The sequence below is a fragment of the Limnothrix redekei LRLZ20PSL1 genome, from assembly GCF_043235035.1.
Lineage (GTDB): Bacteria > Cyanobacteriota > Cyanobacteriia > CACIAM-69d > CACIAM-69d > CACIAM-69d.
Genome location: NZ_JAZAQF010000049.1, coordinates 82,391 through 99,760 on the forward strand (window position 1 = coordinate 82,391; position 17,370 = coordinate 99,760).

Genomic DNA, 17,370 nt, shown 5'->3' on the forward strand with positions numbered 1-17,370 from the left:
AACTCTCCCCCAACGGCGATCGGCCTGTCATGCAGTCTCGTCGCCTGTGTGGTGCGTTCACATTCATTGGGTATGGGTTTAGCAATGCATTGCATCTCGATATCTGACCGCCGCAATGCATGCTTGCTGATAGTTTATAAAGTGAGTTACTAGTCTTGCTACCGACAGAAAATCTGTCTATGATTTAGTATCAAGTTCGATATCGGCCAGTAATTCATTTGTGCCTGTCATGACATTTACACTAAATAATCGCTATCAGGTTGAGAAGAAAATTGGCTCTGGAGGCTTTGGTGAAACATTTTTAGCTCGTGATATCAACCTTCCTTCTCGTCGCTACTGCGTCATCAAACAACTTAAGCCTGTTGCAACAGATCCGAATCTTTATCAGCTCATTCAAGATCGATTTAATCGAGAAGCTGTCACTTTAGAGAAAATTGGTGACTCCAATAGCAATATTCCAAGCCTATATGCTTATTTTGAAGAAGGGAACCATTTTTATTTAGTTCAGGAATGGATTGATGGCGAAACACTCACAGAGAAGGTTCGCCAAGAAGGAATTTTCAGCAGTGAGCCAGCTCAAGATATTTTGACTCGGTGTCTACATATTTTAGATGCAGTTCACAATCAAGGCATTATCCATCGAGATATCAAGCCAGATAATATTATTTTAAGAAAATCAGATGGACAGCCTGTCCTGATTGATTTTGGAGCTGTTAAGGAGACCATGAATACAACAATGTCTCCCAGCAAGTATCAAGCCTCTTCAATTGTAATCGGTACACCTGGCTTTATGCCCTCAGAACAGCTTATTGGCAGACCTGTATTTAGCAGTGACCTGTACGCACTAGCTTTAACTGTGATTTATTTACTAACTAGCAAACTTCCTCAAGAGCTAGGTACAGATCCAATTCATGGGTTTATTAACTGGAAACAATATGCTTCTGAAGCTAACCCCCGATTAGTTTCAGTTCTAGACAAAGCAATTCAGCCCCATTCCCGTGATCGTTTTCTTTCTGTCCACGAGATGATTCACGCACTCAATGGAAGTGTTTCTATGCCGACAGAACTAGTTACCCAAAAAATACAGCATCCATATCCAGACACTACCATAATTGAGAAATCATCTCCCCAGTCAGAAGCCTGGCAAAAATTTCTGATTCTAGGGATTACAATCGGAAGCTTTACTTTGATTGGCTTGGTGGCAGTTGCTTTCATCTTAAAGCAATCTGCAATGAGTCCTGTAAGTTCTTCCTCTAACACAGAAGCAACGCCTGAAAAGAAAATTACTCCTAATAATCCTATTCAGACTTCTGGCACTCTGAACACAGAGATCGCACCCCAAGAAAAGAAAGAGCAGGTTCAGACGGAGAAATCTTTTCAGCCTGAATCTAATAGATCTTCGGCTCAAGAAGTTATTACGGAATATTATACATTTATCAATCAAGGAGAATTTCAAAATGCATGGAGTATGCTGCCGTCTGATTTACAGGAAAATCGAAAGGTTCATCCTAATGGCTATAACTCCTTTGCAGAATGGTTCCAAAAAGTTAGTCCAGTTAACATTAATAGTTTAAAAACAATTCAGCAATCGTCTCAATATTCAGTAGTAGATATTAGCTACAGCGGCTATTTGAATAATAAGCTTTTGTCAATGAAACTTAGGTATCGACTGAGGTGGAATGCGTCTCAGAATAAATGGCTAATCCAGTCTGTTCAAAAAATTTGATTTGCACACAGCTAGTAAGGTAGGAAGTAGAAGTAGGGTGGGCAATGCCCAGCACTTCCCCACAAACAGAATCAACTTCAGGATCAGAGCTTATTACCTTGGGTGCGATCGCGTTGCTTTAGAGCAGCGGCGATTGGTGGGCATTGCCCACCCTACAGCTACTTTCATTCGCGCACCATACCTTCTAGATAGTCGGGATTTGTCGAGAGATCGCTAGGGCCTTCAGCACTACCAATTAAAGAACCCGCGAGGTCAAATACTGAAGGGGACGGCTCTGATCGACTGAGTAATGGGTCAACTTGCGATCGCTCGGCCAATAGCAAGTTGATGAATTGAATCACCAGTTGTTGGAGTGCCTGGGGAAGCTGACGAAACTGGTTTAGGAGGGTTTGCTCGATCGGGCTGGGAGTCATAGATTGTAATTTATCTATAGGGAGAAATTCGCTGCCTGAGCCATTCTGTAAGCTGTTGTCGGGTTAGCCTACCAGCAGCTAAATCGAGAAAGGTTGACTCTGAATCATCAACTGACGCAACCACCTCATAACCATTAAGCACCAGGAAAACTTCCATAGCTGTGTAGGCAACTCGCTTATTGCCATCAATAAATGGATGATTCAGTGCCAGAAAAAATGCTAAGGCAGCCGCCTTATCGACCAATCCCTCATACAAATCAATGCCTGAAAAGGACTGTTGAGGTTGGGCCATGGCCGATTCGAGGGCTGCTTGATTCAGAATTCCTAAAGAGCCACCTGAGCGTGCAACGACTTGCTCATGAATTCGGATGATATCTTCAACCAACAGGAAACGCATCAGGCCAAGCGATCGAGCAACTCAGCATTCTTCTCTAAGACATAATTGATCGCATGATCGAGATCAATTTCTGCTTGAATTGGCTTCGGTTCACAAGATACTGATCGATCGCCAGCAGGTGTCAATCGCGCCTGGAGCTGTTGCAGTAGCACCAAGATCTGTTGTTGGATGGCCAAGGGCATTTGGCGAAGGATTACCAAGATCGATCGCTCCAGATCGGTTTGTTCCGTTTCAGGGGTCAGCATCACAGAATTGAGATAGCAATTTTCTGTAGTTTAGCAAGGCCGATCGCCCTGATCTTCGGAACACCGATCGCCCCCCAACACAAAAACAATCATCAAAAAACCGGGGTTATCCCCCGGCTCTCGTGATCAAAGTTGTGTTTCAAAACTGGTTGTGCTTCAAAACTGATGGTCTAGCAGCCCTCAGGCCCACAGAAACTGTGCGCATACAGCACCTCCGCATCACAGATGTAGATGATGCCTGCGTAATTCAGGAAGAACTCCGCCGCCACGCGATCGGCGATCGCCTCAGCCAGGGTGCGAGTGTCGGTCAGCACCTCAAACTTGATATTCGCTTGGGTGTCGGAAACATTGGGCTGCCCAGACGATCGCACGTTGCGGCTGCCCTTGCCGCCCGTTTCCAACACCGTATACCCCTTGGCCCCGCACTCTTCAATGATCTTGGCGACCTTCTTCAGCAACACCTTCTCGGTGATGATGACAAGCTTTTTGGCTGGTTTAGCCATGTTGGTTACCTCTTGTGTCTACTAATCTAACGAGTCTGTCGGGCCATGAGAGAGCGCCGACAGACCCCACCTGCTCGGGGCGACTAACCCCCGAGTGCTTGAGCCAGCCCGATAAAGAACGGAATGCACAGGCCGATCGCGATCGGTGTACCAACGGCCGTGGAAGCGCCAATGTAGGCGGAAGGGTTAGCCGACGGGATCCCGGCTCGCAAGGTGGGCGGGCCCGAAATATCTGAGCTGGAGGACGCAATGACCGCCAGAACAACCACGCCACCCAGGCTGAAGTTCATCGTGTAGTGAGCAATCATGCCCAGGCCAAAGGCAATCAGCCCATGGAGAAAGGGGGCCACCACACTGTAAACAACGTACCACTGAGCCACTTTGCGCAGTTCGCCAATCCGCGACCAAGCTTCCATCCCCATCACCAGCATCAGGATTGAAAGCAAACCCCGGAAAGCCGGATCGTAGAAGCTTTCGTAAACGCTTTCCGGCTTGGTGAGAATCCCCAAGGCCAAACCAAGCAACATGGCAGACAAAGCGGGCCCTTGCAGGCTTTCTTCGATAATCGGCCAGATTTTGACCTTACTATCACCCTGCTGCTGGTCGCGATATTCCTGACGGGTGCTGGGCTGCTCCTGGGAATTCACAGCGGCGGCTTTGCTGCGCTTTTTCTGGTTGAGATAAATGTTGGCTACAACAATTGCCGTGACCAGCGCCGGAATATCCATGAAGGGATAAAGTGCGCCCGCCCATGCTTCATACCCAATCTTTTGTTCTTCGAGTAGGGTCAGAGCTGCCGCCATGGTGGAACCACTAACCGCCCCAAACAAGCCACCCGTCGCGATCGCATCAACGGTTTTGACCTTGGGTAATTTGGCCAAGGTATAGCGCGCGATGAAGACAACTAGAATCCCTACGGTTGCTGCAAATATTACAGGTAAAACCATTTCGGTCAGGTTGGAATTCCGAATTGCAATTCCACCGGTTAAACCGATTTTGGTGAGCAACATGAAGACGATGATTGTACAAATCGACTCTGGAATTACCAATTGGCTTCCAAGTGCTGCAATCACCATCCCCCCAATCAAAAAACCCAGTGTGGGGGACTGCAACTGAATAATGAAGTCCTTGACGAAAAGGGACAAGAAATCCACGGATACCTCCTAGTCCACTGCATGAACTTTAAAAGCGTTAAAGAAAGTCAGAGGGAGGCACTTCATGCCCATAGTGCAGGTGTTGCCCAAAAAACCTGTATCTAGGGTGTTGAGAAGGGGCCGATCTCCAGGCGGGTCTCGAAATAGTTGTGTTGAACTAATTTCTATAGACTCGTTCATCAGTTTTCTATAAAGGTGTACGTGATGTAAATCCTTATTGGCGCTGGATTATCTTGAAAAACTGATTACGGGGTAAATCAGAACAAATATCGTGATGCTTGACTTTTAATGGCTTTGAATAGTTGATGATTGGGACAATTAGAGCAACTAATTGTTAGATCAATCAGGGCAAATATATTTTCGTTAGCTCGGGAGCATCGGGTGATTTTTTGTCTCATTTTGCCTGAAGGTTCTTGACTTTAATGCCGGATTTTGCTGAGCCGGCCAGTTTCAGGTGATGGTTTTCCACCTACGGAGGGCGAAACCGTGGCTTTGGGCGCAGATTGGGGGCAATGCCTCACGGGTGTGGTTCCCCGGAATTCATGCTAGGACTGAGGGGGTATGATTTTGGGGCAATGGCTGCCCGGTGTTTCCCGGAACGGCCGCGGCGGCTGAGGAGTATGTCAAAATGCTCTCTGGATTGCTGCAACCTGTTTTGAGCCGTATTTTGCGAGCCGGTTGATGGTTGGTTGCCCGCCATTGATCAGGCCCCTAGGGGAGGTGTGATGCATCTTGTTTCGATCGCGATCGCACCCTATTGCCCCTGATGCACCCCACTTGCTATGAACAAACTCATCGTTGACCTCGAAGGCCTTCGCGAACAGTTGAAAAGCGCTCGCCGTCCCCCCAAACCCAAGATGCTCGTCGTCGATGACGAGCCGGATAATCTCGATTTGCTCTATCGCACCTTCCGCCGAGATTTCAACGTGCTCAAGGCCGAAAGCGGGGCCCGAGCCTTGGAGCTGTTGGCCGAGGAAGGGGAAGTGGCCGTCATCATTTCCGATCAACGGATGCCGGAGATGAAGGGAACGGAGTTTTTGAGTAAAACCGTGCCCCAGTTTCCAGACACCGTGCGGATTATTTTGACCGGCTTCACGGATGTGGAAGATTTGGTGGAAGCGATTAACTCAGGGCAGGTGTATAAGTACATCACCAAGCCTTGGGATCCTGATGAGTTGAAAACCGTGGTGCAACGGGCGGCCGATAGCTACGATTCTTTGAAGAATCGTTCGATCGAGCTGGAGCGGGCGCAGGCCCAAATGCAACTGTTGGCGGCAATTTTGGCCGCGGCTGACAGCGGCACGTTTGAGGTTTGTGCGGAGCGGCTGGCGACGGCGTTTGTGGAACGGTTTGAGGCCGATCGCTGTACCATTCAGCTCGTTCAAGAGGGGCAATTGGGCAACCACGGCGGCCAGGCGGGGGCCGCTTCCCTGGTGGGCGATCCGCTCAGCCAGCAGGCCATGGTGGAGAAAAAGCTGCAAGTGTGTTTGAATGCGACGGCGAATGCAGATTTGGCCGGAACAGCATTTTATCAAGAGGGCGGGGTAGCAACCCATGTGGTGATTCCAGCCATCTATCGCGATTCGGTTGGGGCTTTGGTGTCGTTGCAGTTTGCCAATCCCATCACCCTGGAAGAAAGTGAAGCAACCCAAATGTATTTGGCGGTGCAACAGGCGGCCTTTGTGCTGACCACGCTGCCCTAGTAGCACGGCAAGCTGATTTTGAGCTGATTTCGATCGGTCAATTCAGGTCAGTTCATCAGGTTAATTCAAATAACTGTTGCTGTTGACAGATCGCTGACCTGATCGCTCGGCAATAAGGGGTTTGCGCATCTTGTTATGACGACTGATTCCGCAATGTTGACCCCATGAATTAAGACAGCCGCGCTACTAGGTTGGGTTGTGAATTTTTGGGGGGATAGATTTTTGAAGGGTTGATCCCTTTGGGGGGATTGTTAACGAACATGTCGATCGCTCGATCGCGATCGCGCCCGAACGGTACGCTAGACCGCGCCTGATCCCACCGGATGCTCGGGTTTGCTTCTCCCAGTTAGCGAGCAAAGTCCCACAAAGATTCCAACCGGATGCGCCCGATGGCGCTGAGGAGTGGCCAGATTGGCTCGATCGTCCGCCAACTGCCGATCTAGACAATCTGAGGATTGCAACTAACGTTCGTTAACCGACCTCCAACCGTATGTCCGTCGCTAGTCCCACCCGTACCATCCGCATCGGCTCTCGTAAAAGCCAATTGGCTCTTGTGCAAACGCACTGGGTACAAGGAGAATTGCAGCGGCATTTTCCGGACATTACGTTTGAGGTCTGCGCGATCGAAACCCAAGGGGATAAGGTGCTGGATGTGGCCCTGTCCAAAATTGGGGACAAGGGTTTGTTTACCCGCGAGTTGGAAGATGGAATGCGCGACGGGATCTATGATCTGGCGGTGCATTCCCTGAAAGATTTGCCAACCCGCCTGCCGGAAGGGCTGACCTTGGGCTGCGTGACAGAACGGGTGAACCCGGCTGATGCGGTGGTGCTCCATGCCCAACATAAGGGCAAAACAATCGACCAATTGCCCGCAGGCGCTGTGATTGGTACGTCGTCCCTGCGGCGGCTGGCTCAGTTGCGCTATCACTACCCCCATCTGAGTTTCAAGGACATTCGCGGCAATGTGAATACTCGGCTGAAAAAGCTCGATAGCGGCGAGTATGATGCGACGATTTTGGCGGCGGCCGGTTTGCAGCGGATGGATTTAGCCGATCGCATCGATCAGTTGTTGCCGTCGGATGTGTCGCTCCATGCGGTGGGCCAAGGGGCCTTGGGCATTGAGTGCCGCGAGGGCGATGAGGACATTTTGCGCGTGCTGAAGGTGCTGGAGCATGAACCCAGCAAGTGGCGCTGTTTGGCGGAAAGGGCTTTCCTGCGCGATTTGGAGGGGGGCTGCCAAGTCCCGATCGGGGTGAATACCAGCTTGGAGGGTGACACCTTAATCCTGGCGGGCCTGGTGGCCAGTGTGGATGGCAAGCAACTGATTAAAGACACCGTGAGCGGCCCCCACACCAGTGCTGAAGATCTGGGCACAGAGTTGGCCCAAAAGCTGCGTGCCCAAGGGGCCCAGGAAATTTTGAATGAGATCCTGGCTCAGGTCAATCGGGGCTAAGGATTTGCCTGCGGGCGATCCTGATACGGCAATCTTGGGGCCAAGGTTTTGGGCCCACGGGTTTTGGATGTCGGTTAATTCGGCCTGCTGGCTTAACCCGGTTCATGCTGAATTTTGCTTGAGGATCATGGGGGCGATCGGGCAAGATGGAACTGTCTTGCTCGATCGCCCCTTTGGCTCATGGATATTGCCAGTCTTTTGCTGCGTGCGGCCGTTGCTCACATTCCCCAAACGGTGATGATTCCCCTATGCTTTGGGGTGGCTTGGTGGTTGGTGGCCGTTCTGGTGCGATCGATCGCCAGCTTCACCCAAGAGGGCGTTTCGCGGGTGCGCACTTTGCACCAAATTCCCTGTGCAGACTGTGCCTTTTTCACGGGCGATTACCACCTCAAATGTCCTGTTCGTCCCAGTGAGGCCCTGTCAGAAGCAGCGATCAATTGTCCAGATTTTCAGCCCAAAACCACCCCCCTGGCTTAGGGGGCCTGAGAAGTATTGTTGGGCATAGGTCGATCCATAACCGTCTTCAGGGCAAGGGGCTTCAGCCCCTTGTCTTTGTTGGTTGGTCAGACCCGCAAGGCAGCCGTTTAAATTTCCGCTGGGGGGTGATTTTGACTTAGGGGTGAATGGGGCATTGGGTTTGGGGCAATGGCAATCGGTGCTGCTGTTTGAGTTAGATGGCTCCCGATCGCGCTCCGTGTCTCTGCAAATTTGGGGTATTTAAACGGTTGATTAACCCATTCTGACTTGGGAAATTGCCCCCGTTGTATTGATGGCTTAGCCTGCGGGATTGGGGTCTGGCCCATAGCTCTCGGCCAGTCGATCGATCCAAGGTTGCCAGGTGGGCATCTCCGCCCAATCGGTCAAGTTGAAATGCAAGGGAGTGAGGGTGATGTAGTTTTGCCGAATTCCTTGCACATCGGTGATCAGGGGTGAAGTTTGGCCCCCGGGCATGGTTTCCGGGTCAATTTCTTCAAGTACTTCTCCCGACAGCCAATAGTAGGTGCGGCCACGGGGATCCACCCGCTTTTCGAATAGGTCATGATAGCGCCGGAAGCCGAGTTTAGTGAGCTGCACGCCCGCGATCGGGCCGTCGGGCGCTGGAATATTCACATTCAGCAGCATTGGCCGGGCAGGCGGCTGGGCAATGAGTTGGGCCACCGCTTGCACGGCAAACTCGGCGGCGGCGCTGAAGTCAAGATGGCCAAACTTGGCCAGACTGAAGGCAAAGCTGGGAATATCCTCTAGCAGTCCTTCCATGGCCGCCGAAACGGTTCCCGAGTAGAGCACATCGGTTCCCAGGTTGGGGCCGTGGTTAATGCCCGACAGCACCACATCGGGCTTGCGATCGAGCAAGGCCCCCAGGGCCAGCTTGACGCAATCGGCAGGCGTTCCAGAACAGGCCCAAGCGGTGACGCTGGGGTGAAACAGGTTGGGAACCAGTTCCGTGCGAATCGGATCCTGAAGCGTCAGGCCGTGCCCCGTGGCGGAACGTTCCCGATCGGGACAAACGATCGTCACTTGGTGACCCGCTTCAGCGCAGGCATTGGCAAGGGCGCGAATGCCCAGGGCAAAAATCCCGTCATCGTTGCTAATCAAAATATTCATGGCGAGACATGCATGGCGGATCAAGAAGGAATTGCAGATCGAGGAGGGGTGGCCGGGAGCCGTTGGAATTCCGAAGAGCAGAACTATTATTGACTATGACCCATTGAGTAATCTTCATGGGTTGCAGCCATCGTTGAAGCCAAATATTGGAGCCATTTGAGGTTTCCGGCTTCCCAAACGTTCCATCCGTTGATTGGCACCATCATGGCAACCGAAATCGCAATGCAACCGGCCGCTGCGCAACTGCTGGAACAGACGGCGCGATCGATCCAAAATCCCCAGACCGAGCCTGAGCGGCCGCGGCCGGCCGCCGTGGTGACCGCGCTGAAAACTGTGGAAACCCAAACCCGCCGCGATCGGGTGCAGTTCTCAGAAGGGTCGCTGGTGGGTCGCTGGCGTTTGGGGGTGGTGTCGCCCAAAAAGTCGGCCCAGCGCGATCGGGGGTTTTATTTTCCGGCCTTTGCCCCGGCCTATCTGACCTTTTTGGCCAACGAAGCCACGGGGGCGATCGCCCGAATCAAGAACCGAGTGCAGGTGGGGCCAATTTTTATGGAGTTTTCGGGCCCGGCCCGGTGGGTGGGCCAGCGGAATTTGCTGGCTTTTGATTTTTTGGAACTGGCGATCGGGATTGGCGATCGGGTGGTTTATCGCGGCCCAGTTCGGGGCGATCGTCCAGCCACAAAGGCCCTAACCCAGGAGCCATTTAACCGCCGGGCGATCGGCTATTTGCCCTTTTTTGCGTTCTGCTGGGCTGGTGAGTCAGGGCTGGCGGCTCGGGGGCGCAGTGGTGGTTTGGCCCTATGGGTGCGGGATCCAGATCCAACCAGCCCCGATCGGCCCTAGCGATGGGCCACCACGGGCGTGCCCACCTCTGCCCAGTTGAAATACCAGCGGGAGGTGGATACCGGGAGATTGGTGCAACCGTGGCTCATGGGTGTGCCGAAGTTGTTGTGCCAGTAGGCTCCGTGGATGCCATAGCCCCCGTCGTAATACATCGTGTAGGGCACATTGGGCACGTCATAGCCGGGGCCACGCATCCGGGTTGATCGCAGCTTGGTGTAAATCGTCCAGGTGCCGGGCAGGGTGGGTGTGCGGGCTTTGCCGGTGGAAACCGCATCCGTGCGGACTTGGCGATTTCCTTCCCAGGCGGTTAAGCGTTGGTTGCCAATATCGACTTGGAGCCAACGAACATTATCTAGCCGCTTCAGAATCGCCATCGATGCCTTGGGATTGAAGGGCAGTTCCTTAAAGTTCACTAGGCCGGTGCTGGCGGCTTGGGCCATGGCCCGGGTCGATCGCTCCAAAAAGCTCCAGCGTTGATCGGTGATGGCGGCCCAGCGGGGTTGTTGGTCGGGCGTGGGCTGGTTCAAAACGGCCAGGGTTTTGGTCAGTTGCGCCCGCTCCCACTGATCGAAGTAGTAGTGAGCGGCACTGGATTGGGCCCCGGCCCAGGAGGCGGCAAAGGTCACCAGTGCCCCCGCAATCAAAAACTTGGGCCGACGCAACCACTGGGGCGGCCGTTGTCTGAGTTCTCGGGTGCGATCGACCACTCGATCGCGGGTGTCATCGAGTTTTGCCAGCAGCCCTGTCATGGAGGTTCCTAAAAAAAATTTGCAAAATCTGCCAAGTCTGCAAAAAAATCTGCCAAGTTCGCAGCACAGCGATCGAGCAGGCAGATTGTTTCGCATTTTAACCGGGCAATTTTCGTGGGGCCAATGATTGGGGCCACGAAGTGCTTGAAAGATGATCGGTTTCCCAGTTGATTTTCTGCTGTATCCGGTTGATTGGCCAGAATGTTGCCGGGCGGTTGGTCTAGGGGCGGAGATCTTCGAGCGGCGGGGTTGTCTCTGGAAGACAGTGGGGGGCCACTTGTTCAGCCAAGCGACGGGCCCGATCGCGCACTTGATCCCAACGACCAGCGGCCACAGCTTCCGCTGGAAACAGTTCCCCCGACAGGCCGATCGCGATCGCCCCGGCCGCCAGAAATTCCGCCGCATTGGCCAAAGTGACCCCCCCGGTAGGAATCAGCGGCATGGGCAACACGGGCACGAGCGATCGCACGTAGGCTGCTCCGCCGACCGCCGAAATGGGAAACACCTTAACGCTGCTGGCTCCGGCCCGCCAAGCCTGGGCAATTTCCGTGGGGGTCAAGGCTCCCGGCACGATCGGAATGCCGGCCGCCACCGCCGCCGCGATCGCCCCCGAGTCGCCAAAGGGCGCAAAACCAAATTGGGCCCCCGCTGCCACCGCTTCCCGCACCATGGCCGCATCCAGCAGCGTGCCGGCCCCAATTTGGCAGTGGGGCAAGCGATCGCGCAGTTCGGCCACCAATTCCGCCGGCCGAACACTGTTCCAAGTAATTTCAATGAGTCGCAGGCCCCCTTCGGCGGCCGCCTGGGCCATGGCCAGCCCCTGAAGCCAGTTGTGCGATCGAATCACGGCGATCGCGCGATCGTGCCGCAGCCGCTGTACCCAGCGCGATCGCACCGTTGCCAAGGTTGTTGTTTCCCCTGTGTCCAATGGTCCCCCCGATTGGAACTGACTGCCCTCCTGCGGTTTCATGGGGTCTTCCGCATCGCCCTTGATCAACGCCACATCAACACCACCAGCTCACCACATTCTTAGGGGGCAATTTCCGTGGGCCCATCAAGGGGCAAGGATTCCAAATCGATGATTTCGTCCGCTTCGGAAGGGGCTTCCGAGATCACACTCTCGATCGGGGTTTCCATGGCTGCGGCCGCTTCCTCCGAGGATTCATTATCCGGGTGCACCCGCCGAATGGGCACATTGGCAATCAACGCCGTGGTGCGCAGGTCGTTTTCCAGCATGAATTGCAATCCCTCGCTATCAATTTCCACATAGCGAGAAATCACATCCAAAATCTCTTGGCGCATTCGATCGAGCGACTGCGGCGAAAGATCAGTTCGGTCATGGGCTAACAGCAATTGCAACCGCTGTTTCACCACGCTGCGGCTGTCGGGATCGCGGGCAAAAAGTTTATCGAGAAGTTCGCTTAACATGACGCAGATAACGCAGCGCGCTGGATCGAAGGGCGATCTGAGGGAAAAAACGAGTTGTGGGTTGAGGGCTGGTTGCCAACGGAGCCAAAACCGCCCGGTTGCTTGGTTTTGTGCCGGTCATGGGCCCCGGGCGATCGCAACAGCCCTTGCAGTCAAGACACACCACCCAATGGATGAGACAGCTTGGCCAAGGTTGAGCCAGCGGTCAGGGAAGCTTCCAGCGGCCGATCGGGAGCGGCTCGCCCATCCAGGCTAACCGCGAGGGCTACCCTTCAGCCAGCGCTTCAGCCGCTTCAGCAAGGAATCGTGGCTGGCGGTGAGATCTAAAAATTCCACGTTTTGACCCTCCAGACGGCGCGCAATGTTACTAAACGCCATCTTGGGCACGGAGACTTGCTCCGACAGCACCAGCGGTTCCCCTCGGTTGGTGGAGGTGATCACCCGTTCATCGTCGGGCAAAATTCCCACCAACGGGATCGCCAAAATTTCGCGCACATCGTCCACGGACATCATGTCGTTGGCTTGCACCATTTGCGGCCGCAGCCGGTTCACCACCAACCGAACATTTTTGATGCCCTCGGCCTCCAGCAGGCCCACCACTCGATCGGCATCGCGCACGGCGGCAATTTCGGGGGTGGTGACGATGATGGCTTCGCGGGCGGCAGCGATCGCGTTGCGGAAGCCCATTTCAATGCCCGCCGGACAGTCCACCAACACATAGTCAAAGCTTTTGGCCAGGGTCAAAACCAACGCTTTCATTTGGTCGGGGGTGACCGATTCTTTGGTGCGGTTTTGGGCGGCGGGCATCAGCACCAATCGGGGCTGTCGTTTGTCGCGCACGAGGGCCTGTTCCAGGCGGCACTCACCGGCCAGGTATTCCACGGCGGTGTAGACCACGCGATTTTCCAGACCCAACAACAGGTCTAGGTTACGCAGGCCAAAGTCGGCATCCACTAGCGCCACTTTTCGCCCCAGTTGCGCCAGGGCCATGCCCAAGTTGGCGGTGCAGGTGGTTTTGCCTACGCCACCTTTGCCGGAGGTGATTACGATGATGCGGCTCATGGGATTGCCTGATAGTTGACAACGGCTGAAGGGTCGATCGAGAAGGGTGGATTCAGAACGGCCAAGGGCGGTGCGATCGGGCGGAACCCGAGAAGACACCTCAATTTAGCATGGCGATCGAGGGGCAATTTGACTATATGTCGGGGGGTGGAGGCAAGCGTTTAGGCGGGTGGTTCCCCCAGGCGCGATCGCACTTCATTTTTGGCAAAGTCGGCGGCCGGTGAGATTCGGATCCCTTTTCCGGAAATGTAAGCCACTTCCGGACAGGGCACATCGAGCTTGGACTCGGGAACCCGGGCCGTGCGGCTGGCAATGCGCACCTGATTGGTTGCCAGGTTCAGGGCCATGATGATGGCGCTTTCGTTGCCATTAATGCCCGCATGGGCCACGCCACACAGCCGCCCCCAAACGAGGATGTCACCCCCGGCCACGATCGCGCTGCCGGGGTTGGCATCGCCGCGAATCACCACCGTGCCTGGATAACGAATTTCCACCCCCGATCGCAAGGTTTTGTCCAAATACAAACAATCGGGCGCAAGGTCGAGGTCAGGATCGGCTGCGATCGGTTCCTGGGTGGGTTCGGGCGGTGTGAACTGAAGTGCATAGCCCATGCTGATCGCCAGGGCTGCGGTGGCGGGATGGTTGGTTTCCACCTGGGTCAGCCGCAATTGCACCTCCTGAAGGGCATCGGCGATCGCCTTCAGTTGCCTGGCTTCCAAGGTGCGATCGATCGCTTGCAGCGTGACGGGCCCGTCGGGTGTCCAGCCCCGCTCCCCCCCATACAGCCGATGCATCAATTGTTGCCATAAATCGGTCCAGGCCAAGCCCCGATCGGGCTGTTCGGCCACAAAGTCCGGCGGCAACACCAGGCGCACCGGTTGGGTTTGATCGGCGCTTTCTTTGCTTTCTTGGCTGTCTTTGGTGCTGCTGGTTTTAATCTCGGAGGGTTTGACCTCGGAGGGCTTTTGGGCAGAAGGATTGATCTCGGCAGCCTGGATAGCTTCGACAGCCTCAGGAGTCGCCGCTGGCAATTCTGGCTGGGATTCGGCTGGGGATTCTGGCGGCGATTCCCGACTCGTTTCGGGTTCTGTCTCCGCAGACTCAGCAGATTTGGTAGATCCAGTAAATCCAGCAGATCCAGTCAATTCAGCCCAGCCCGGAATCCAAAGGCGCACTTGGGGCCCCCGTTCCCCGGTCAGATCCGCCACGGGGCGATCGGCTCCCGTCAGCAATTCTCGCGCCAGCTTGGCCGCTTCCGGCGACAGGGGCGGCAACTCGGCCACGGGAACTTCGCTGCCGGTTTCCGAGCTGGGTTCGGTGGGCGATTCAGCCGGGTCATGCCCAGTTGAAGGCTGTTCGGCCGGCTGCTGGGTGGTTGCGGAGGTGGAGGACAATTTGGCTCCCCGCAAGGGCATCGCCAAGGCCGACACTAAATCATCGGGCAAGTCATCGCCGTGGGCCACCGGCCGATCGGGTAATTCCTCCGGCTCTGGCAAATCTTCTAAGGCTTCCAGGTTTTCTTCTGCAAGGGTTTCTAAACTTTCTAAATTCTCTAAACTTTCTAAATTCTCTAATTCTTCAGGATGTGGGTGCTCAGAAAATGCAGCAGCTTCAACCATGATCAGCAAACCGGGCGATCGACCCGACAACGGATCTATGCAGTGTACCGGACGGCCGCCGGCTCCGTTGCTTGCGGCTCCAAAACGGCAAATTTCGAGCACGGGGTGGACAATCCCAAATTCCAACTCAAATCGCAACTCAAATCGCAACCCAAATCCCAAGTCGGTGACCCCATAGACCTCTTGCGCGAATCAGCCGCGCGATCGCCCTCGGGATGATTCTGAACAGCACCGCATCCTAGTGATTTTTTGGAATCGGGTGATCTAGCATTGGTCGAAGTTCGATCGAGAGTAATTCATGGGGCGGGTTCTCCTTTCAGCGGGCCATGGGGGCTATGAAAACGGGGTTTTGGATCCTGGCATTATGGCGGCAGGAACCACCGAAGCCAGGGAAATGATTTGGCTGCGGGAAGCCACGGCCCAAACCCTGCAACGGCGGGGTATTGAAGTGCTGATGGTGCCCGATGACTTGAGCCTGCAACAGACGATCGCTTGGATCAATGCCCGAGGGCGTGCTGGGGATGTGGCCTTGGAAATTCACCTGGATGGTTCCAGCAACCCCGCCACCCGAGGCACGACGGTCTATTTCATTGCGAATAATCAGGTGCGCCAAACCCAGGCAGAAATTCTGTTGCGATCGACCCTGGCGCGGGCTCCCCAACTCCTTTCGCGGGGGGCATTGCCCGACACGGCCACGGGGTTGGGGAATCGGCTGTTTTGTCGTCAACTCACGGTTCCTTCGCTGTTGGTGGAAGTGGGTTTTTTAACCAACGAGACCGATCGCACGATTCTCAGAAATCAAGGCTGGGGCATTGCCACCGGCCTCAGCGATGGCCTGCAACAAATTTTGCTGGAATTCCCCGCCCAGCCCTACAGCAGCATTCAAATTGAGGTGAATAATCAGCGCTATCCCGAGCGGGGGGTGCTGATCAATGGCAATTCCTACATCCCGATCGACCTGGCCGATCGCCTGGGCATCAAAGTGGCCACCAACCCGCAAATCGTCCGGGTGCGCTACCAAAACATCGTTTATTTCAAGGCGATCGACCTGCGGCAGTACAACATCTCCGTGGGCTGGAACAGCCAAACCCGCGCCGTCACCCTCCGCACCAACCTCTTGGTTTCCAACACCTTGAAGGGGCAAATTATGGGACTGGGCAGCACCGTTGATTCCCAAATGCTGACCTTTCTGAGGGCCTTTAACCCCAACGCGGGTAGCCAATTTCCCGATTTACCGCGTCTTTACCGCGAAGAGGCGATCGCCGAGGGGGTCAATTTTGATCTAGCCTTTGCTCAAATGTGTGTGGAAACGGACTTTTTGCAATTTCCGGGCCCCACCAAATCCAGCCAAAACAACTTTGGGGGGCTGGGGGCCTTGGGGGGCAATCCCGAGGGGGCTTCCTTTGCCAGTGCGCGGCTGGGCGTGCGGGCCCACATCCAACACCTCAAGGCCTATGCCAGTACGGAACCCTTGGCGAATGCGGTGGTGGATCCTCGGTTTAGCTTTGTGCCGCGCGGCGTGGCTCCCACGGTGGCGCTGCTGAGTGGGCGTTGGGAGGCGGATATGAACTATGGCGATAAGATTTTGTCCCGCACGCGCCAGCTCTACGAGGTTTCTGGGCTGCTGTAGGGGTGATCGGGGCCACAATCCCGATGGCTGCGAGCGCTGATGGTGGTAGCTCGGGCTGGTTGCTCGGGCTGGTAGCTCAGGGTTCTAGGGGGCGATCGCGTCGGGATCCAAACCCAGTTCCCGCAACCAGGCCGCCAGTCGATCGGCCCGCTCCCGTTCCCGATCGGCCCGTTGCCGCTCTTCCAGCAAGGTGGAAAAGGGCCGGCCATCGGGCCCAAACAGGGTGAGAGTTTCTTCATCCAGTTGGCAGCGAATGCCCAGCCGAGGACTGACCCAGTTTTGGGGATTCTCAACGGGTTCCAGATCGCCCCTGTCTCCCCGCGTCAAAATGTTCAATTCATTGCGATCGGGGTCATAGATGTAATATTCCTCAACGCCATAGCGGTTATAGAACATCTGCTTTTTCAGCATTTCCCCAAAGCGATTGCCCGGCGACCAAATTTCAAACACCACTTGAGGGGCGATGTTGTGTTCGCGCCACTGCATATAGGAACCCCGATCGCCCTTGGGAACCCCAAAGACAACCATCACATCGGGTGCTTGGCGAATGGTGTTGCTACCTTCCACGGGATACCAAAGCAAATCACCGGCCACAAACACCTGCGGATCGTCACTGAAAATGGTGGCGAGGTTGCTTTGAATGGTTTGGATCCAGTGAAATTGCTGAGTGTTGTCTGCCATCGGCTGGCCGTCACAGTCGGGATATTCGATCAGCTTGGGCTGGACTTTTCCCGGCTCACTGGGGGGAGTTTGAGCAACCATCGGTTTTTCCTCAAGATTGCGATTGGTCTCATTATGCCAATGGCCGATCGGCTGGTTTGGACTGGGGGTATTGAAGGG

At 54.8% G+C, this 17,370-nt stretch carries 18 protein-coding genes and 1 pseudogene; 7 read left to right on the top strand and 12 right to left on the bottom strand.

The features are described from left to right. The first annotated feature begins 229 nt into the window (after positions 1-229). A complete protein-coding gene (locus VPK24_RS08305) occupies positions 230-1,726 on the top strand; it encodes a protein kinase domain-containing protein (protein ID WP_393012060.1) in 1,497 nt (498 codons plus the stop codon). 164 nt (positions 1,727-1,890) lie between these two features. Here VPK24_RS08305 and VPK24_RS08310 read toward each other — a convergent pair whose 3' ends face one another. From VPK24_RS08310 to VPK24_RS08330, 5 genes are all read right to left on the bottom strand, one after another. After that, the gene (locus VPK24_RS08310) at positions 1,891-2,139 is read right to left on the bottom strand and encodes a hypothetical protein (RefSeq protein WP_393012062.1); all 249 of its coding nucleotides are present in this window, start codon (positions 2,137-2,139) and stop codon (positions 1,891-1,893) included. Positions 2,140-2,149: 10 nt separating this feature from the next. Further along, positions 2,150-2,536 carry a type II toxin-antitoxin system death-on-curing family toxin gene (locus VPK24_RS08315; RefSeq protein ID WP_393012064.1) on the bottom strand — a complete coding sequence of 129 codons (387 nt, stop codon included), beginning with the start codon at positions 2,534-2,536 and terminating at the stop codon, positions 2,150-2,152. Then, positions 2,536-2,784 (bottom strand): hypothetical protein, encoded by a 249-nt coding sequence (locus VPK24_RS08320; protein WP_393012066.1) that lies wholly within the window; start codon positions 2,782-2,784, stop codon positions 2,536-2,538. Before VPK24_RS08320 ends, VPK24_RS08315 begins: the two co-directional genes overlap by 1 nt. A gap of 167 nt (positions 2,785-2,951) precedes the next feature. Continuing rightward, positions 2,952-3,284, bottom strand: a complete 333-nt coding sequence (locus VPK24_RS08325) for a P-II family nitrogen regulator (RefSeq protein ID WP_393012068.1) — start codon at positions 3,282-3,284, stop codon at positions 2,952-2,954. An 83-nt stretch (positions 3,285-3,367) separates the two neighbouring features. Then, positions 3,368-4,438, bottom strand: coding sequence for a sodium-dependent bicarbonate transport family permease (locus VPK24_RS08330; RefSeq protein ID WP_190354749.1), 1,071 nt, complete (start codon positions 4,436-4,438; stop codon positions 3,368-3,370). Between the two features lie 782 nt (positions 4,439-5,220). Between VPK24_RS08330 and VPK24_RS08335 the strand changes: the two genes are divergently transcribed. The 4 genes from VPK24_RS08335 (at position 5,221) to VPK24_RS08350 (ending at position 8,315) form a co-directional block, all read left to right on the top strand. Beyond that, positions 5,221-6,141 (top strand): response regulator, encoded by a 921-nt coding sequence (locus VPK24_RS08335; RefSeq protein WP_393012070.1) that lies wholly within the window; start codon positions 5,221-5,223, stop codon positions 6,139-6,141. Positions 6,142-6,631: 490 nt separating this feature from the next. Then, the gene (gene hemC, locus VPK24_RS08340) at positions 6,632-7,594 is read left to right on the top strand and encodes a hydroxymethylbilane synthase (protein ID WP_393012072.1); all 963 of its coding nucleotides are present in this window, start codon (positions 6,632-6,634) and stop codon (positions 7,592-7,594) included. Positions 7,595-7,774: 180 nt separating this feature from the next. Next, entirely contained in the window at positions 7,775-8,071 is a 297-nt protein-coding gene (locus VPK24_RS08345) for a hypothetical protein (RefSeq protein ID WP_393012074.1), read from the top strand. A gap of 142 nt (positions 8,072-8,213) precedes the next feature. Beyond that, the gene (locus VPK24_RS08350) at positions 8,214-8,315 is read left to right on the top strand and encodes a YjbQ family protein (RefSeq protein ID WP_393012076.1); all 102 of its coding nucleotides are present in this window, start codon (positions 8,214-8,216) and stop codon (positions 8,313-8,315) included. Between the two features lie 53 nt (positions 8,316-8,368). Here the strand turns inward: VPK24_RS08350 and surE are convergent, their stop codons facing one another. Further along, the gene (gene surE / locus VPK24_RS08355) at positions 8,369-9,199 is read right to left on the bottom strand and encodes a 5'/3'-nucleotidase SurE (RefSeq protein ID WP_393012078.1); all 831 of its coding nucleotides are present in this window, start codon (positions 9,197-9,199) and stop codon (positions 8,369-8,371) included. A gap of 204 nt (positions 9,200-9,403) precedes the next feature. On the opposite strand from surE, the gene VPK24_RS08360 reads away from it, so the two are divergent. Then, positions 9,404-10,042 carry a hypothetical protein gene (locus VPK24_RS08360; protein WP_393012080.1) on the top strand — a complete coding sequence of 213 codons (639 nt, stop codon included), beginning with the start codon at positions 9,404-9,406 and terminating at the stop codon, positions 10,040-10,042. On the opposite strand, the gene VPK24_RS08365 is transcribed toward VPK24_RS08360, so the two are convergent. The 5 genes and pseudogenes from VPK24_RS08365 to VPK24_RS08385 form a co-directional block, all read right to left on the bottom strand. Continuing rightward, complete coding sequence (locus tag VPK24_RS08365; RefSeq protein WP_190529780.1) at positions 10,039-10,482, bottom strand: L,D-transpeptidase; 444 nt, start codon at positions 10,480-10,482, stop codon at positions 10,039-10,041. The two genes, VPK24_RS08360 and VPK24_RS08365, sit on opposite strands and share 4 nt — an antisense overlap. A 529-nt stretch (positions 10,483-11,011) precedes the next feature. Beyond that, a complete protein-coding gene (locus VPK24_RS08370; RefSeq protein WP_393012082.1) occupies positions 11,012-11,794 on the bottom strand; it encodes a bifunctional 4-hydroxy-2-oxoglutarate aldolase/2-dehydro-3-deoxy-phosphogluconate aldolase in 783 nt (260 codons plus the stop codon). Positions 11,795-11,961: 167 nt separating this feature from the next. Beyond that, positions 11,962-12,219 (bottom strand): annotated as a pseudogene (minE, locus tag VPK24_RS08375) (cell division topological specificity factor MinE); the annotation flags it as partial. A gap of 252 nt (positions 12,220-12,471) precedes the next feature. Continuing rightward, positions 12,472-13,281 carry a septum site-determining protein MinD gene (minD, locus tag VPK24_RS08380; RefSeq protein ID WP_099533566.1) on the bottom strand — a complete coding sequence of 270 codons (810 nt, stop codon included), beginning with the start codon at positions 13,279-13,281 and terminating at the stop codon, positions 12,472-12,474. A gap of 161 nt (positions 13,282-13,442) precedes the next feature. Beyond that, positions 13,443-15,002, bottom strand: coding sequence for a septum site-determining protein MinC (locus VPK24_RS08385; RefSeq protein WP_393012084.1), 1,560 nt, complete (start codon positions 15,000-15,002; stop codon positions 13,443-13,445). Between the two features lie 196 nt (positions 15,003-15,198). Here VPK24_RS08385 and tftA point away from each other — a divergent pair, with 196 nt between their 5' ends. Then, on the top strand, positions 15,199-16,530 hold the full coding sequence (gene tftA / locus VPK24_RS08390) for a hormogonium tapered terminus morphoprotein TftA (RefSeq protein ID WP_393012086.1): 1,332 nt from the start codon (positions 15,199-15,201) through the stop codon (positions 16,528-16,530). Between the two features lie 84 nt (positions 16,531-16,614). On the opposite strand, the gene VPK24_RS08395 is transcribed toward tftA, so the two are convergent. After that, the gene (locus VPK24_RS08395) at positions 16,615-17,292 is read right to left on the bottom strand and encodes a Uma2 family endonuclease (protein ID WP_393012088.1); all 678 of its coding nucleotides are present in this window, start codon (positions 17,290-17,292) and stop codon (positions 16,615-16,617) included. Between the last annotated feature and the right edge of the window lie 78 nt (positions 17,293-17,370).

Bases quoted from the DNA above. Each gene is read 5' to 3' on its own strand.
- VPK24_RS08315 (WP_393012064.1), bottom strand. From the start codon at position 2,536: ATGCGTTTCCTGTTGGTTGAAGATATCATCCGAATTCATGAGCAAGTC.
- VPK24_RS08345 (WP_393012074.1), top strand. From the start codon at position 7,775: ATGGATATTGCCAGTCTTTTGCTGCGTGCGGCCGTTGCTCACATTCCC.
- VPK24_RS08310 (WP_393012062.1), bottom strand. From the start codon at position 2,139: ATGACTCCCAGCCCGATCGAGCAAACCCTCCTAAACCAGTTTCGTCAG.
- VPK24_RS08335 (WP_393012070.1), top strand. From the start codon at position 5,221: ATGAACAAACTCATCGTTGACCTCGAAGGCCTTCGCGAACAGTTGAAA.
- surE (WP_393012078.1), bottom strand. From the start codon at position 9,199: ATGAATATTTTGATTAGCAACGATGACGGGATTTTTGCCCTGGGCATT.
- VPK24_RS08395 (WP_393012088.1), bottom strand. From the start codon at position 17,292: ATGGTTGCTCAAACTCCCCCCAGTGAGCCGGGAAAAGTCCAGCCCAAG.
- hemC (WP_393012072.1), top strand. From the start codon at position 6,632: ATGTCCGTCGCTAGTCCCACCCGTACCATCCGCATCGGCTCTCGTAAA.
- VPK24_RS08360 (WP_393012080.1), top strand. From the start codon at position 9,404: ATGGCAACCGAAATCGCAATGCAACCGGCCGCTGCGCAACTGCTGGAA.
- VPK24_RS08305 (WP_393012060.1), top strand. From the start codon at position 230: ATGACATTTACACTAAATAATCGCTATCAGGTTGAGAAGAAAATTGGC.
- minD (WP_099533566.1), bottom strand. From the start codon at position 13,281: ATGAGCCGCATCATCGTAATCACCTCCGGCAAAGGTGGCGTAGGCAAA.
- VPK24_RS08365 (WP_190529780.1), bottom strand. From the start codon at position 10,482: ATGGCCCAAGCCGCCAGCACCGGCCTAGTGAACTTTAAGGAACTGCCC.
- VPK24_RS08325 (WP_393012068.1), bottom strand. From the start codon at position 3,284: ATGGCTAAACCAGCCAAAAAGCTTGTCATCATCACCGAGAAGGTGTTG.
- tftA (WP_393012086.1), top strand. From the start codon at position 15,199: ATGGGGCGGGTTCTCCTTTCAGCGGGCCATGGGGGCTATGAAAACGGG.